At 70.1% G+C, this 16751-nt stretch carries 14 protein-coding genes; 12 read left to right on the top strand and 2 right to left on the bottom strand.

Translation table 11 applies throughout. From position 1 onward, the window contains the following. Positions 1-426: 426 nt before the first annotated feature. From RIC31_RS10795 to RIC31_RS10740, 12 genes are all read left to right on the top strand, one after another. Positions 427-723, top strand: a complete 297-nt coding sequence (locus RIC31_RS10795) for a YciI family protein (protein WP_350106479.1) — start codon at positions 427-429, stop codon at positions 721-723. Between the two features lie 14 nt (positions 724-737). After that, positions 738-1157, top strand: a complete 420-nt coding sequence (locus RIC31_RS10790) for an EVE domain-containing protein (RefSeq protein ID WP_350106476.1) — start codon at positions 738-740, stop codon at positions 1155-1157. 145 nt (positions 1158-1302) lie between these two features. Continuing rightward, a complete protein-coding gene (locus RIC31_RS10785; protein WP_350106473.1) occupies positions 1303-1992 on the top strand; it encodes a lipid-binding SYLF domain-containing protein in 690 nt (229 codons plus the stop codon). An 11-nt stretch (positions 1993-2003) separates the two neighbouring features. Beyond that, a complete protein-coding gene (locus tag RIC31_RS10780; protein ID WP_350106470.1) occupies positions 2004-2630 on the top strand; it encodes a CBS domain-containing protein in 627 nt (208 codons plus the stop codon). A 51-nt stretch (positions 2631-2681) separates the two neighbouring features. After that, a complete protein-coding gene (locus RIC31_RS10775) occupies positions 2682-3239 on the top strand; it encodes a hypothetical protein (RefSeq protein WP_350106467.1) in 558 nt (185 codons plus the stop codon). Between the two features lie 863 nt (positions 3240-4102). Continuing rightward, positions 4103-5053 (top strand): TAXI family TRAP transporter solute-binding subunit, encoded by a 951-nt coding sequence (locus RIC31_RS10770; RefSeq protein WP_350106464.1) that lies wholly within the window; start codon positions 4103-4105, stop codon positions 5051-5053. After that, positions 5050-6897, top strand: coding sequence for a TRAP transporter permease (locus tag RIC31_RS10765; RefSeq protein ID WP_350106461.1), 1848 nt, complete (start codon positions 5050-5052; stop codon positions 6895-6897). Before RIC31_RS10770 ends, RIC31_RS10765 begins: the two co-directional genes overlap by 4 nt. Positions 6898-7022: 125 nt before the next feature. Beyond that, positions 7023-8135, top strand: a complete 1113-nt coding sequence (locus tag RIC31_RS10760) for an efflux RND transporter periplasmic adaptor subunit (RefSeq protein ID WP_350106458.1) — start codon at positions 7023-7025, stop codon at positions 8133-8135. 18 nt (positions 8136-8153) lie between these two features. Then, positions 8154-11360, top strand: coding sequence for an efflux RND transporter permease subunit (locus RIC31_RS10755; RefSeq protein ID WP_350106455.1), 3207 nt, complete (start codon positions 8154-8156; stop codon positions 11358-11360). Between the two features lie 174 nt (positions 11361-11534). Then, entirely contained in the window at positions 11535-12770 is a 1236-nt protein-coding gene (locus tag RIC31_RS10750; protein ID WP_350106452.1) for a pentapeptide repeat-containing protein, read from the top strand. Positions 12771-13009: 239 nt separating this feature from the next. Next, a complete protein-coding gene (locus RIC31_RS10745; RefSeq protein WP_350106448.1) occupies positions 13010-13300 on the top strand; it encodes a hypothetical protein in 291 nt (96 codons plus the stop codon). Positions 13301-13309: 9 nt separating this feature from the next. Next, the gene (locus RIC31_RS10740; RefSeq protein ID WP_350106445.1) at positions 13310-14596 is read left to right on the top strand and encodes a pentapeptide repeat-containing protein; all 1287 of its coding nucleotides are present in this window, start codon (positions 13310-13312) and stop codon (positions 14594-14596) included. A gap of 16 nt (positions 14597-14612) precedes the next feature. Here RIC31_RS10740 and RIC31_RS10735 read toward each other — a convergent pair whose 3' ends face one another. Both RIC31_RS10735 and RIC31_RS10730 read right to left on the bottom strand, forming a co-directional pair. After that, positions 14613-15752 (bottom strand): alanine racemase, encoded by a 1140-nt coding sequence (locus tag RIC31_RS10735; RefSeq protein WP_350106441.1) that lies wholly within the window; start codon positions 15750-15752, stop codon positions 14613-14615. 31 nt (positions 15753-15783) lie between these two features. Then, positions 15784-16731: a 2-hydroxyacid dehydrogenase gene (locus RIC31_RS10730; RefSeq protein WP_350106438.1), complete on the bottom strand. Its 948-nt coding sequence runs from the start codon at positions 16729-16731 to the stop codon at positions 15784-15786. Positions 16732-16751: the final 20 nt, after the last annotated feature.

Below are 16751 nucleotides of genomic sequence, written 5' to 3'. Positions count from 1 at the left end.
CCTCAATGACATTGCCGAGCGCCTCAACGACAGACCCCGGAAAATCCTCGACTTCCTCACCCCAAACGAGGTCTTCCGAAAACTAGTCGCCGATGATCAGACCACGCCACAGAACGTTGCACTTCAAAATTGACACCGCCGAGTGCACTTTCACCGTATTTTAAAACATATTTCGGTGACAGTGCATTTATCTGCCGGCCACTGGGCCAGACCGCCGAGCCACCATGCTCGCCTCGAACTGCCCGTCAGTCGTAAATTAAATGCACTGTCACCAGAACCGCCCCGCCAGTCGTGAATTAAATGCGCTGTCACCAGAACCTGCGGGACCGCCTGACACCGAAACGGCCGGAGCGGCGCCGGCGCTTTCGCCGCGGCATACGATCGGCTAGCGTTCGGCGCGACGGAAGCGCGACCATGGAGAGAGCGATGCTCTACGCCATCTACTGTATCGACAAGCCGGACTCGATGGACCTGCGGATGGCGCATCGCCCGGCGCATATCGAGTACCTGAAGGCCCGCGAGGACCGGATCCTGGTCGGCGGCGCCCAGCTCGGCGAGGACGGCGAGGCCATGCTCGGCTCGGTGCTGATCATCGACGCGCCGGACGCCGCGGCGGCCCGGGCGTTCGCCGACGACGACCCGTTCGCCAAGGCCGGCCTGTTCGAGAGCGTGCGGATCACCCGCTGGCGCAAGGCGTTCTTCAACCCGGCCGTGGCCGGCTGAACGGGAGGCGGGCGATGGCGTATTGGCTGTTCAAGTCCGAGCCCGGGGCGTGGTCGTGGGACGACCAGCTGGCCAAGGGCGCGGCGGGCGAGGGCTGGAACGGGGTCCGCAACCACCAGGCGGCCAACAACATGAAGGCCATGGTCGTCGGCGACCGCGGCTTCTTCTATCACTCGGTCGACGAGAAGCGGATCGTCGGCATCGTCGAGGTGATCGAGACCTACCACCCGGACCCGACCGACGAATCCGGCCGCTTCGGGATGGTGACCATCAAGGCGGTCAAGCCGGTGAACAGGCCGGTGACCCTGGCCGACATCAAGGCCGAGCCGCGGCTCGAGGGCTTCGCGCTGGTCCGCCAGTCGCGGCTGTCGGTGGTGCCGGTCACCGACGAGCAGTGGACGCTGCTGTGTTCGATGGCGGAGACCGAGGTATAGCCCGGACCCGCCCGGCCGGGTCATTGATCTGGCCGGTCCCTTCAGGCCGTGCTCGGCTGCGTGCACGGCGCCTGCGGTCCGGGAGGCAACCCGGCGCCCGATCCAGGCGTTTCCCGTCAAGCAATTCGAACCGAGAGGCCATGTCATGCGTCGATCCACCTTCGTTCTCGGGGCCCTGGCCCTGATGGCCGGAAGCCTGCTGCCGGTCGGCGGCAGCATCGCGCAGGAGGCGGAGACGCCGCAGGCGCTGGTCGACCGGGCCGCGGCCGTCGTGACCGAGCTGAAGGCCGAGGAGCGCTACGGCGACTTCGCCCCGTACATGCAGAAGGCCAAGGCGGTCCTGATCGTCCCGCAGCTGCTGAAGGCCGGCTTCATCGTCGGCGGCGAGTTCGGCGACGGCGTCATGCTGACCCGGACCATGGACGGCGGCTGGAGCGCGCCGGCGTTCTACTCGATGGCCGGCGGCAGCATCGGGCTGCAGGTCGGTGCCGAGTCCAAGCGCGTGCTGATCGCCATCATGACCGAGAAGGGCGTGAACGCGTTGCTGACCGACCAGTTCAAGGTCGGCGCCGACGCCAGCATCTCGGTCGGCGAGGTCGGCGGCGGGGCGAGCGCCAGCTCGGTCGGCTCGCTCGACAAGGCCGACATGGTCGCGTTCTCGCGCTCGAAGGGCCTGTTCGGCGGCGGCGCGCTCGACGGCACGCTGATCCGCCCGAATCCGGAGAAGAACGCCGCCTACTACGGCGCGGGGACCACGACCAGGGACATCCTGATCGGCCGTACCGTGACCGCCTCGGGCGCCGCCGGCCTGCAGTCCGCCCTGTCCCGGCGGTAGGAGCACCGGCGATGACGGGCATTCCCGGCCCCCCGGACCCTGCCGGCCCGCTGGCGGGCGACCATGTGACCTGGCCGCCGGACGTCATCGTGCATCCGGACAACGCCATGGCCGAGGCGCTGGCGCGCATGCACGCGGCAGGCATGCCGTTCGCGCCGGTGGTCGACGGCGACGCCATCGTCGGGGTGCTGTCGCTGAGGCTGCTCGACGCCGAGGCCGGAACCGGAGGCCGCACCGTGCTCGACGGCATGCGCTCGACCGTGCCGTTCCTGTATGTCGACGACCCGCTGGTCCTCGGGGCGGCGATCGCCGCCCGCACGGAGATCAGTCATTTCTGCGTGGTCGACCGGGCCCACCTGCTGGTCGGCATCCTGTCGTTCGACGAGGCCGACCGCGCGGGAGCGGACAGCGAGCCACTGCCGCTGCCGGCCGCGGTTCCGCCGGTCGCCGACGAGGTCATGCGGCGACGGCTGGTCGTCACAGCGGTTCGCGCCCCCACAGCCGAACAGGGCGTGCTGAACACCTACGCCGAAGGCCCGACGCTGTATGTCGACGGCCGCGCGGCGCATGAGCCGCTCGACCGGCCCAATCCCGCCTCGCGCCGCCGGCGCGAGATCGCGATGAAGTCGAAGCTCTAGCAACGGAGCCCCTCCGCCCGTTCTCGAAGCCAATCCCGAAAGGCGACGAAAATGACCGGAACCGACCGATCGAACCTCGAAATCGTCGGCACCATGCCCTCGCCGGAGGCGCTGGAGGCGGCGATCGCCGGGATCACCAGCGCCGGCTGGGACCGTTCCGAACTGAGCGTGCTGGCGCAGCACCACCTGATCCCGCAGGCCGGCGACGTCGACGACCCGAAAAAGCTGGCCGGCGAACCGGACACGGACACCGGGGCGGTGACCACCGGGCCGGACATGCGGCAGACCCGGACTCTGGCCGCCGGCATGGCGGGCGTGATCGCCGCGTTCGCCGCCTCGGGCGCGACCATCCTGACCGGCGGTGCCGCCCTGACGGCGATCGTCGGGGCCGCCGTCGCCGGCGGCGGCGCGGTGGCGCTGGCGGAAGGGGTCACCGGCGCCCTCGACAAGCAGCACGAGGCGTTCCTGCGCCGGCAGCTCGAACGCGGCGGGATCCTGCTCTGGGTCAGGCTGCGCGATCCGTCCGAGGAAGCCAGGGCACGCGACATCCTGGCCCGGCACGGCGCCGGCGACATCCGCGTCCACGCCCTGGCGGGAGCGGGTGCCTGAGCGGCGCAGACCGCGCTGGGATAGGTTCACACGCTCTGAGTTCGACTTTGGCCAGAATTGGCAGCGAGGCTACCACTGCCATGCGGCAGTTGAGCCATGCCGTGAGAATTCCTTGCTGTCCCGGTCGTCCATCATCCCCCCCTTTGTCGTCATTCCGGACGCCCGCGCGCCGGCGCGGGCGAGCCGGAACCCACGGTGCGACCTACGGTGTTCACACATTTCTCGGCGGCTGGTGGGTTCCGGAGCCGGACGCTCACGCGTCCCCTCCGGAATGACGGAAGTTTGGCGGAATTCGGCCGATTTCACTGCGAGATCCCACCCCCCTGTCGTCATCCCGGAGAGGCTGCGCGAGCAGCCGGCTCCGGGAACCACGAAATGACGGGCGTCACGAACTGCATGAAACCGCACGCCATTTCGAGATGTGTGAACACCGTAGGTCGCTTCGTGGGTTCCGGATGCGTCCCGCTGGCGCGCGCCGCTCCGGAATGACGACGTGGGGGAGGAGGCGACACCGACATCGGGGCCGGCCGGCGAAAACCCGGGATCGTCGCCGAACCGGAGAACATTCGTGCTTCGGCCCTTGCCGTCACCCTCATCCTCCGTCCGCCCGTCGACCGGGGTATTCCCCGAGCCTCCCTACATCACTGCAAAGGATACCCGAAGAACAACCTTTCCGGAATCCGCGGCAGCCGGCGCGACCGCTCGCCCCCGCGGCCCCGGGGGCGGCCGGGTTCCAGAATCCGCGGCATCCCGCCGGACCACCCGCCACGCCCGCTTGACGGCCAATTGCACCGGTGCTCCCCTGCCGCCAACCGCGCAGGCAGCCGCATCCCGGCCAGCGCGATCGGTGGGAGGAAACCAGCATGAAGAAGACCCTGACGGCGGCCCTGGCCGCCGCCGCACTCACCCTGTCGGCGGCCGGCCCGGCCGCTGCCGACGGCCGCGTCACCCTGAAGGCCGCCAAGTCCGGCTCGTCCTACTACGTGATGGCCGTGCAGCTCTCCGAGGTCGCGAAGGCCGCCGCCGGGCTGGACGTCACCGTCGAGGAGAGCCAGGGCTCGGTGCAGAACGTCAAGGAGGCCTCGCGCCGGACCGGCGGCTACGTGTTCACCTCGCCGCCGTCGCTGGTCGGCAACGCCATGGCCGGCAAGAAGCCGTTCGAGGGCGAGACCGGCTACGACGTGGTGCGTGGCCTGTTCCCGATCCCGTCGCTGACCATGCACTGGGTGGTGCGCGCCGACTCCGGCGTCCAGGGCTTCGCCGACCTCGCCGGCAAGAGCTTCATCGCCGGCGGCAAGGGCAGCTTCGGCGAGCGCAAGACCCACGACGTGTTCACGGCGCTGGGCATCGACGACAAGGTGTCGTTCGTCGACGTCGAACTGAACGCCGCGGTGCCGGCGCTGAAGAACAACCAGGTCGCCGGGTTCGCGACCGCCGGCTCCTACCCGGCACCGAACGTCACCGAGGCTGCCGCCGGCACCGCCGTCCGGCTGCTGAGCCTGAGTGCCGCCGACCTGGAGAAGGTCAAGGGCGACAGGCTGGTGATCCCGGCCGGCACCTATCCCGGCGTCGACACCGACGTCACCACCATCTCGCTGCCGGTCAACGCCTACACCGTCGCCTCGATGGACGACGACACCGCCTACAAGCTCACCAAGGCGTTCTGGACCGGCAAGGACGGCATGACCAAGAGCAACCCGTGGTGGGGCGGCGTGAACACCGCGATGCTGGCCAATCTCGGGGCCAAGCTGCACCCGGGCGCCGCGAAGTATTACGCCGAGGCCGGCGTTGCCGTGCCCGACGCCCTGAAGTGACCGCCGGCAACCAGCGCGGCGCCGCCGCGCCGGATCGCCTTCCCACGGCCCTCGACCCGCTGGACCATCCCCTGGTCCGGCGGGTCGCGGTGCTTTGGGGCCTGCTCGGCGCCGGCTATCACCTCTACCTGATGTCGGCCGGCCTGCTGCCGAACCTGGTCACCCGCCCGCTGCACCTGCTGCTGGCCCTGCCCTGGATCTTCGTGTTCGCGCCGGCGTCCGGGCGGCTGGCCCGCTGGGGCGGCTGGCTGGCGGCGGCGCTGGGGGCGGCCGGCTGCCTGTGGATCGCGCTGGACCGCGACAGCCTGGTCGACCAGTACGGCTACCTCGAGGGCCCGCTGCAGATCGCCCTGTCGCTCACCCTGATCCTGGTGGTGCTGGAGATGGGGCGGCGGGCGATCAAGTGGATCCTGCCGGCGGTCGCGGTGGTCGCCCTCGCCTACGGCGTGTTCGGCGATCTGCTGCCCGGCCGGTTCGGCCACCCGGGGTTTCCGCTCGCCAGCTTCCTCGGCACCCTGACCATCGCCGAGGGCGGCCTGTGGGGGCCGCTGACCGGCATCTCGGTCGACGTGGTGGCGGTGTTCGTGCTGCTCGGCTCGGTGGTCGGCAGCGGCGAGGCCGGCCGCGCCTTCATGGCGATCGCGGTGTGGAGCGCCGGCGGGCTGCGGGCCGGCGCCGCCAAGGTGGCGGTGATCGCCTCGGCGCTGTTCGGTTCGATCAGCGGCTCGGCCTCGGCCAACGTCGCCTCGACCGGCGCCATCACCCTGCCGACCATGAAGCGGCTCGGTTATCCCGCCAGCCTGGCGGCCGCGGTCGAGGCGGTGGCCTCGACCGGCGGGCAGATCATGCCGCCGCTGATGGGCGCCGGCGCCTTCGTCATGGCCGAGCTGCTGACCCGCCCCTACACCGACATCGTGATCGCCGCGACCCTGCCGGCGATCCTGTTCTTCGTGGCCTGCTGGATCGGCGTCGACCGCCAGGCCGCGCGCGCCGGGCTGGCGCCGATGCCGGCATCGGAGCGGCCGTCCGGGCGGGCGGTGCTGGCGCTGCTGCCGTTCTTCGTGCTGCCCTTCGGGGTGCTGCTGGCGGTGCTGTTCGGCACCGGTCGCACGCCGCAGTCGGCGGCCGGCGCCGCCATCGTCACCGCCGTCGCCCTGCTGGCGGTCGACGAGCGGCTGCGCCCGGTCCCGCGCGCCTTCCTCGACCGGGTCGCGAAGGCGGCGGTGGACGCGGGCCGCCAGACCGCCGGGATCGCCGCGATCATCGTGTGCGCCGGGCTGATCGTCGGGGTGCTGAACCAGACCGGCCTGGGCGTGAAGGTCACCTCGGCGATGCTGGCGCTGTCCGGCGGCCAGCTGTGGGCGGCGCTGGCGCTGACGGCCCTCGCCTGCCTGATCCTCGGCATGGAGGTGCCGACCACGGCGGCCTACGTGATCTGCGTCGCGGTCGCCGGGCCGGCGCTGATCGAGCTCGGCCTGCCGCCGCTGGTCACCCATCTGTTCGTGTTCTGGTACGCCCTGCTGTCGACCATCACGCCACCGGTGTGCGGCACCGTGTTCATCGCCGCCGGCATGGCCGACGCGCCCTGGCTGGCGGTCGCCGGGCGGGCGCTGCGGCTCGGCCTCGGCCTGTACCTGGTGCCGATCGCCTTCGTGGTGCAGCCGGCGATCCTCGACCCGCTTGGCCAGCCCTTCGAAGCGGGCGTGGCGTTCCTGCGGATCGGCGCCGCCCTGTGGCTGGTGGCCGCTGCACTGGCCGGCGGCGACGGCGCCGCCCTGTTCTCCTGGAAGCGGCTGGCTCTGCTGGCGGCCGGGCTGGCACTGCTGATGCTGCGACTGGTTTGACATCCGGCCGCGTTGGATAGGCGTATGCCAATAGGTTCGGTCTTCGCAGGTGCGAGGATTCGTTGATATAAGCCTTGGTCCGGTCGCGTGCCCGGACCCCGTTGGTGTTCGACAGGATGCGCCGAATGTTCCCCTGCCTCCGCACCGCCCTCGTCCTGGTCGGCCTCGCCGCGACGATCGCCCCGGCTTTCGCCCAATCGGCCCCCGGCCAGGAGCGCAAGCAGGCCGTCGGCGTCGATACCGTGCACGAAGAGCCGATGAGCCAGACCATCGACGTCCTCGGTCGCCTGGTGGCGCGCCAGAACGGCCCCGTGGCGGCGCGCGTCGCCGAGCGTGTGGCCAGTGTGGCGGTGCAGGTCGGCGATCGGGTCAAGCGGGGCGACGTGCTGGCGATGCTGTCCCATGACCGGCTGGAGAGCGAACGCGAGCTGCGCGACGCCGCGGTCCGGGCGGCGAAGGCGGCGGTCGCGCGCGATCGTGCCACCGCCGCCAAGGCCCGCCAGACCCTGGACCGGCAGGACCGCCTGAAGGGTTCGACCGCGTTCCGCAGGGATCTCGCCGACGACGCCCAGCGCGACGTCGAGATCGCCCAGGCGTCGCTGGTGCGCGCCGAAGCCGACCTGGCGGCCGCGGCCGCCCAGCTCAACCTCGCCGAGATCGCCGTCGCCGATGCCAGTGTCCGCGCACCCTATGACGGCGTCGTCACCGTGAAGCACACCTCCGCCGGCGCCTATGTCCGGATCGGCGACCCGGTGGTCACCCTGTTGAACGATGCCGAGATCGAGATCGAGGCCGACGTGCCGGCGGACCGGCTTTCGGCCCTGCCTGCGGGAACGGCCGTGGAGGCGGAGGTGGCGAATGGCGGCCATGTCTTCGCCGCGGTACGTGCCATCGTCCCCGAGGAGAATCCCCGAACCCGTACCCGGGCGGTGCGCTTCGTGATCCAGGCCGACCCGATCGCCTATGCCATCGCCGCCAACCAGACGACGACCCTGCACATCCCGGTAGGCGGCGCCCGCAACGTCCTGACGGTGTCGAAGGACGCCATCGTGCGCAGCGGCGACCGGCAGTCGGTATTCGTGGTGGTCGACGGCAAGGCGGTGGCCAAGAGCGTCCAGCTCGGCGAGAGCCTCGGCAGCCGCTACGAGGTACTGCAGGGGCTGGCCGCCGGCGACGTGGTGGTGGTGCGCGGCAACGAGAACCTGCGCTCCGGCCAGGCCGTGCAACCACAGTCATGAGACCGTGAAGGGCAGACCATGGACCTGATCCGCGCCTCCATCGAACGCCCGATCGCGGTGATCTCCACCGTGCTCATGGTGATTCTGTTCGGCTATGTGGCGCTGCTCAGCATCCCGATTCAGCTGGCCCCCGACGTCAATCAGCCGGTGATCAGCGTGCGTACGGACTGGGCCGGCGCGGCGCCGGCCGAGGTCGAGCGCGAGATCGTCAACCGCCAGGAGGACGAGCTGCGCGGCCTCGAGGGCCTGCGCAAGATGAGCAGCCGGTCGGAGGTCGGGCGCGCCTCGATCGAGCTGGAGTTCCAGATCGGCACCGACATGGACAAGGCGCTGCTGCTGGTGGCGAACCGCCTGGACCGGGTCGGCGACTATCCCGACGAGGCCGAGGAACCGATCCTCGACACCGCCGGGTCGGACGACAACGCCATCGCCTGGATGGTGCTGATGCCGGGACCGGGCAACGAGCGCCGGATCGGCACCTATTACGACTTCGTCGAGGACGTCATCAAGGACCGCATCGAGCGCGTGCCCGGCATCGCCCGCATGAACATCTACGGCGGCAGCGAGCGCGAGATGCAGGTGGTGGTGATCCCGGAACGGCTCGCCCAGTTCCAGATCACCGTCCCGCAGGTCGTGGCGGCGCTGCGCCAGGCCAACGCGTCGATCTCCGGCGGCGCCGTCGAGGAAGGCAAGCGTCGCTACACGGTGCGGACCGAGGGCGACCTGGAGAGCCCAACCATCGTCCGCGACGTGGTGTTGCGCACCGATACCGACCCGCTCACCGGCCGGGTGGCGCGCGTCACCGTCGGCGACGTCGCCGAGGTGGTGTTCGACTACAAGGAGGCGGTGTCCAACATCCGCCGCTTCGGCGTGCCGGCGATCGGCATGCCGATGTACCGCGAGACCGGTGCCAACGTCATCGAGACCATGCAGGGCGTGCGCGATGCCATCGCCGACCTGCAGCGGGACTACCTGCCGGCGCAGAACCTGATCCTTCAGCAGGTCTACGACGAGACCACCTACATCAATTCCGCGATCGACCTCGTCACCAGCAACATCTACATCGGCGGCGCCCTGGCGGCGACAGTGCTGTTCATCTTCCTGCGGTCGTGGCAGGCGACGCTGGTGGTGTCGCTGGCGATCCCGGTGTCGGTGATCGGCTCATTCGTCGCCATGGCCGCGCTCGGCCGCTCGATCAACGTGATCTCGCTGGCCGGCATTGCCTTCGCCGTCGGCATGGTGGTGGATGCCGCCATCGTGGTGCTGGAGAATATCTTCCGGCTGCGCCAGAGCGGCCACAGCGCCCGCGACGCCGCCTACCGGGGCGCCAGCCAGGTCTGGGGCGCGGTGCTGGTCTCGGCCTTGACCACGGTCATGGTGTTCCTGCCGATCCTGATCATGAAGCTGGAGGTCGGCCAGCTGTTCCGGGACATCGCGGTTGCGATCTCCGTCGCCGTGCTGCTGTCGCTGCTGGTGTCGGTCACGGTGATTCCGGCGCTGGCCGGCCGGCTGCTCGGCAAGAACCCGAATTCGACGAGAGCGCTGCGGGTGCCGCTGATCGACGCCGGCGCCGACGCCTTCAAGGCCGGCGCGCTGGCGCTGACCCGGCTGGCGATCGGCCGCCGGTCGGCCGCGATCGGCATGATCGTCGGCCTCACCGCGGCCACCTCGCTGGTCACCTGGGTGATGTTGCCGAAGATCGACTACCTGCCGAACGGCAATCGGAACCTGGTGATCGGCTGGGTGCAGCCGCCGGCCGGCTACAACCTCGGCACCATGACCGAGATCGCCGGCCGCATCGAGGATGCGACCCGCGCACTGTGGGCCGAGGACGGCGACCCGACCCCGACCACCGCCGACGGTCAGCCGAAGATCGAGCAGTTCTTCTTCGCGGCGTTCCGGGCCAACGCCATCATCGGGGCGGCGGCCGTCGACCCGGGGCGCGCCGCCGACCTCATCAAGCCGATGCGGGACGCCGCGTTCCGCGAGCCCGGCACCCTCGGCTTCTTCCAGCAGACCTCGCTGTTCGGCCGCGGCATCGGCGGCGCCAGGGCCATCGACCTGGACATCGCCGGCGGCAGCCTGGAGCAGATCGTCGAGGTCGCCGGCCGGGCCGCCCGCAAGGTCTCGACGGCCATGCCGCGCGACCAGGGCACCCAGATGCGGCCGCAGCCGGGCCTGACACTGGGCGCCCCGGAGATCCGGGTGGTCCCCGACCGTATCCGGCTGGCCGACAACGGCATCAGCGCGGTCGAACTCGGCCAGACCGTCGACGCCTTCAACGACGGCATGCGGGTGGCCGAGATCACGGTCGGCGGGGAACGCATCGACCTGACCCTGCGCGGCCCGGTCAAGCAGATCGGCCAGACCCAGGGCATCCGCGACCTGCCGGTGGTGACCGCTTCCGGGACGATCGTGCCGGTCGGGTCGCTCGCCAGCGTGTTCGAGACCGCCGGGCCGACCGAGATCCGCCATCGCGAGCGGGCCCGCACCATCACGCTGCAGATCAGCCCGCCGCCGGCGATGCCGCTCGAGCAGGCGATGGAGATCCTGACGTCGGAAGTGATCGAGCCGCTGCGCGCCGAGGGCCTGCCGCCGGGCACCAAGCTGCTGATGTCCGGCACCGCGGACAAGCTGACCGAGACCTGGAACCACATGGTCCTGGATCTCGCGCTGGCCCTGGTCATCGTCTACCTGGTCATGGCGGTGCTGTTCGAGAGCTTCTTCTACCCGCTGATCATCGTGTTCTCGGTGCCGCTGGCGACCGCCGGCGGGGTGATCGGGCTGTGGCTGCTGAACCGGCTGTACCAGCAGAACCTCGACATGCTGACGCTGCTCGGCTTCGTCATCCTGATCGGGACCGTGGTCAACAACGCCATCCTGCTGGTCGACCAGACTCTCTACCACCTGCGCAAGGAAGGACTGACCCCGGCGGAGGCGATCCTGGAAGCCACCAGCAACCGGATCCGGCCGATCTTCATGTCGACCCTGACCAGCGTGCTCGGGATGATGCCGCTGGTGCTGATGCCGGGCGCCGGCTCGGAGCTGTATCGCGGCCTGGGATCGGTCGTCGTCGGCGGGCTTTCGCTGTCGGCGCTCCTGACCCTCGGGCTGATACCGCCGATGCTGTCGCTGTTCATGGCCGCCATCGAGGGACGCTCGGCCAGTTCCCGGGCGCAATCGGTCGGCGGGACCGTCGCCGAGGGCAAGGCGCCGGCCGAGTGACCCGGCCGGACCGCCATCCGGCACGGTCCCTGCATGGGTTCGACAGTCAGCGGGCGCGCACCCGGTCGCACCTGCGTGATAGAATATGTTAACGTTTCATGCGACAGGGTTGGGGAAGCCTGAACCGGTTCGGCAAGGGATCTCGGGGGCGCCGGCATGACGCCGCAGCAGTTTGTGAGCGTTCTACAAGAGCATGAGTCGTGGCTTCAGAAGGGCCGCGGCGGCGTGCGCGCCAACCTGGCGCGGCAGAACCTCGCGGGGTTCTCGCTCGAGGGTGCGCGCCTGCGCGGCGCCAAGATGTCCGGCGCCGACCTGTCGCGGGCCATTCTGATCCGTACCGACCTCAGTCACACCGACATGTTCTGCGCCGTCATGGACGGGGCCGACGCCAAGGGCGCCAACTTCGAGAACGCCGACCTGCGCGGCGCCAACATCCGCAACGTGAACTTCAACGGCGCCAACCTGCGCGGCGCCGACTTCCGCGGCGGGACGCTGATGTTCGGCTCGGAGGGCGAGGACGGCAGCCGCGAGGCGCCGACCCGCAACGAGCGCGGCGCCGACCTCTCGAACTCGGCCATGGCCAACGCCAACCTGGCGGGCGCCACCCTGACCGGCGCCAACCTGTCCAGCGTCAACCTGCGAAACGCCAACCTGGAGGGCGCCGACCTCTCGAACTGCATCCTGGCCGACACCGATTTCACCGGCGCCAACCTGCAGGACGTCAACCTGAAGAACGCGGTGATCGACAACACGGTGTTCAAGCACGCCAACCTCGCGGGCGCGAACATCGACGGCTGCGACATGGCGTCGGCCAACCTGACCGGCGCGAACATGGTCCGCAGCGAGGATTCGCTGCCGGCCGACATCCGCGACACCCTGAACAACCACTATGTCTGGATCCGTGAGGACGGACGCCTCGGCCATCGGGCGGTGCTGGTCAATACCGACCTGACCTTCATCGACATCCCCGGCGTGAACCTGTCCGGCGCCGACCTGCACGGCTCCAACCTGTCCGGCGCCAACCTGGCCGAGGTGCTGCTGGTCATGTCCGACCTGGCCAAGTGCAACCTCGAAGGCTGCAACCTCGCGAAGTCGATGCTGGAGGGCATCAACCTGTCGGGCGCCAACCTGACCGGCGCCAACCTGGAGAAGTCGATCATCGGGCCTGTCAACCTCAAGGACAGCAAGGGCCGCCCGACCGGCCGGCTGTGGCCCGCCAACCTGTCGGGCGCCAAGCTGAACGACGCCAAGCTGAAGGGTGCCAACCTGCGCGGCGCCAACCTGTCGCATTGCGACCTGACCGGCGCCGACCTGACCGGCGCCGATATCACCGGCTGCAACTTCACCGACGCCATCGTCGACGTCGAGCAGCTCGACTCGGCGGTCAACAACGAGGCGGCGACCGCCTGAGCGGCCCCGGGGCGTTCCCGGCCCCGGCTTTCCGAGCGGCAATCGAACTACGCCAATTCGGCAGATTGTCGCGAAACATCCTTTTAACCTTTTGCCGGTAACGCTATGACAAGGCCATCCACCCCGAGCGGCATGCTCGGGTCGCGAAACCGCTTTTGATGTATACGGGATTGCCAGCACCCACCAAAGAAGCGCGCGGACGCATGCTTGCCACGATCAGCGACCAGTTGGAGCGCCTGATGACGCGAGTCGCGGACGACGTGGCGCGCTATGCCGATGCAAAGGTTGGTCCGACCGGTGGCGGATTCGTGATCTACTATCTCACCGACGATTCCGGTGAACCGCTCAAGACCACCAATGCCGGCGACCAGGGGATCACGCTGAACGACATTCAGAAGACCAATGGATTCGAGCGGCTACGGAACTACTGCGAGGAGTTGTCCCTGTCGCTACGGATCGACGAGCACTACTACGCCGACGAACCCCGGCCCGCCAAGATCTACCGGGTCGTTGTCGACGGCTGGAACTGACGTGCTCTGATGTCGATGACCCCCGAGCAGATCCTCGATATCATCGCCAGCCACGAACGGTGGCTGCAGCGGAAATCCGGCGGCACTCGGGCCGACCTGTCCGGCTGCAATCTCGCGGATTTCAACCTGGCGCAGATCAACCTGCAGTCCGCGAAGCTGTCCGGCGCCTATATGGCGCGGGCCATCCTGTCCGGCGCCGATCTGTCGTTCGCGGACATGTTCTGCGCCAACCTCGACGGCGCCGATCTCAACCGGGCGCTGCTGATCCGGGCCGATCTGCGGGGCGCCTTCATGCGCGGCGCCAACCTCGCCGGCGCGAACCTGAAGGAGGCCGATCTGCGCGGCGGCGCGCTGATCAGCGGCAATCCGGCCGCGCCGGCGACGATCATCCGCTCCAACATCGGCCAGTCGGACATGGACGAGGCCGACATGGGCGGCGCCAACCTGTCAGGCACCGACCTGTCGCATTCCAGCATGATCGGCGCCACCCTGGAGAAGACGCTGCTGTGCGGCGCCAACCTGTCGGGTGTCAACCTGGAGGGCGCCAACCTGCAGGGCGCCGACCTGTCGGGCGCCAACCTGTCGAGCGCGCGCATAATCGGGGCCAACCTGGCCGGCGCGAACCTGACCGGCGCACTGATCCACCGGACCCAGTTCCAGAAGTCGGACCTGCACGGCGCCGTGCTGGAGAATGTCGACCTGTCGTCGGCCGACCTCGCCGGCGCCAACCTCAGCGCCGGCGACGGCCGCGGTCTGTCGCGGTCGATGCGCGACATCCTGCGCGAGCACGCGGTCTGGATCCGCGAACAGGGGCGCGGCGGCTCGCGGGCACAACTCGCCAAGACCGACCTCAGCAACATCGACATCTCCGACGTCAACCTGTCGGGCGCCGACCTGCGGGAGGCGATCCTGGCCGGCGCGGTCATGCGGCGCACCAGCCTGGTGATGTCCGACCTGTCCGGCGCCCGGCTGAGCGGCGCCGACCTGCGCGATGCCGAGCTCGCCGGGGTGAACCTGGCCGGCGCCGACCTGACCGGCGCCCGGCTCGCCGGCGTCGACCTGACCTCGGTCGAGCTGAAGGGCGCCGACGGTCAGCCGACCGGCCGGCTGTGGGTGGCGAACCTGTCCGGTACCATCTTGGTGGACGTGGACCTGACCGGCGCCCGCTTGACCGGCGCCAACCTGAAGGGCGCCAACCTGTCCGGTGCCCGGCTGACCCGGGCCCATCTCAAGGGGGCCGATCTCGACGGCGCCCAGGTCACCGAGCAGCAGCTGGCCCAGGCCACCTCGCGGTAGCAGGCCGGCCCGATCCCTACCAGCCGTTCACGCGATCCCAGAACGTCTCGACCGGCTGGTCGTCGCCCAGTTCGGTACCGTCGACGACGGCATAGCGCTCGTACATGGCCGCGGTCATGCAGACGTGGTTCGGCAGCACCCGGACCCGCGAGCCGATCGGCATCACCGTGAACGGCACGCCGCCGGGCCCGGCCAGCCGGCCGTGCTCCTGGTGGACGGCCTCGACGGTCAGCCCGGGATGCGGCAGGCCGTGGACGTCGGTCACCAGGCCGAAGCCGCGGTCGTGCGGCTGGGTCGCGGTCGAACGATCCTTCGACAGCGCCAAGGCGCCGGCGTCGATGTGGGCGGTGCCCTGGGCCGGGCGGTGGTTGATCACCGTCGACAGCACCGTCAGCGCGACGTCGTCGAGCCCGCAGCAGCCGACCCCGGCCTGGAACAGGTCCATGAACATGTAGACGCCGGGCCGGAACTCGGTGACGCCCTCCAAATGGCGGGCGAACAGCGCGCCCGGGGTCGAGCCGACGCTGACCTCGCGGCACGGGATGCCGGCGGCGCGGATCCGCCCGGCGGCGGCCACCGCGCCGGCCCGCTCGGCCTCGGCGATGTCCGCCACCGCCTCCGGCTCGGTGCAGCCGTAGGTGTGGCCGGCATGGGCCAGCACGCCGCGCACCTCCATGGCGCCGTCGTGCAGGATCCGTGCGGCCGCCAGCAGCTCGTCCGACTCCGGCGCGGCACCGCCGCGGTGCTCGCCGACGTCGACCTCCAGCATGACCGCGAACCGAACCCCGAGCTCGCCGCCGGCGCGGACGATCTCGGCCGCCACCGCCGGGCTGTCGGTGGTGATCGCCAGGTCGACGCCCTCGCGCAGCAGGCCGGCCGCCTCGGCCAGGCGGTTCGGCGCGATGCAGACGGCGTGGACGATGTCGCGGATGCCCTCGTCGGCGAAGTAGCGGGCCTCGCGCAGGGTCGAGACCGTGACCGCCAGCGGGCCGTCGCCGACCGCGCGACGGACCACCTCGGCCGATTTCGCGGTCTTGCCGTGCGGCCGCAGCCGGACCCCGAGCTCGGCGGCCCTGTCGCGCATGCGCGACAGGTTGCGCTCCATCTTGCGGCGGTCCAGCAGCAGGTGCGGGGTCGGAAGATCCTTGATCAGCATGTCGGTCCCGTTTTCATGATGGGCGCCGGCTTCAGGCCACCCGGTGCACCAGCTCGCGCCCGTCGCGCAGCCGGAGAATGTTGTCGATCGCCACCGCCAGCCCGCGTTCCAGGGTGCCGAGGGTGAAGAACGCCACATGCGGGGCGGCGACCACCCGGTCGAGTGCCAGCAGCGGGTTGTCGCGCGGCGTCGGCTCCTCGGCGAACACGTCCAGCCCGGCCCCCATCAGGCGGCCCGACGTCAGCGCCGCGACCAGGGCATCCTCGTCGACCAGGCCGCCGCGGGCGGTGTTGACGACGATCGCCCCGGGCTTCAGGGCGGCGAGCTCGTCGCGGCCCAGCCAGTGCCGGGTGTCGTCGGTCAGCGGCATGTGCAGCGACAGGATGTCCGACTCCGCCAGCAGGGTCGGCTTGTCGACCCAGGTGCCAGTTGCGTCGTCCTTCGGGCTGCGGCAGCAGTAGATCACCCGCGCCCCCATCGCCTCCAGCACCGGCGCCAGCAGCCGGGGCACCGAGCCATAGCCGGCGAGGCCGACGGTCCGCCCGGCCAGCTCGCCCAGGGTATCCTGCATCTCGCGCGGCCAGCCCCAACCCTCGCCGCGGCGGGTGCGGGCGTCGAACACCGGCAGCCGGCGCAGGCAGGCCAGCATCAGCAGCAGGGTCATCTCCATCACCGCCCGGCTGTTCGAACCCGGCATGTTGCAGACCGCGACGCCGCGGCGCGCGGCGGCCTGCAGGTCGATGGTGTTGACCCCGACGCCGAGCTTCTGGACCAGTTTCAGCTTCGGGGCCGCCGCCATGTGCGCGTCGGTCACCGGGCGCAGGTTGTGCAGCAGCACGTCGGCATCCGCCAGCAGGCCGGCGAACCGGTCGTCGTCGCTCTCGGCGCAGGCGACGATCTCCAGCCCGTGCTCGGCCGCCAGCGCCGCCAGCCGGTCGGCCAGCCAGGGGCCGACGTCGTAGTGGTAGATGACCTTCATGCGCCCGCAGCCCTCGTCCT

The sequence above is a fragment of the Thalassobaculum sp. genome (assembly GCF_040219615.1).
In the GTDB taxonomy this organism is placed as follows: domain Bacteria; phylum Pseudomonadota; class Alphaproteobacteria; order Thalassobaculales; family Thalassobaculaceae; genus Thalassobaculum_A.
The sequence above is the reverse complement of the archived record's forward strand: the minus strand, read 5'-3'. Positions and strand labels throughout refer to the sequence as shown.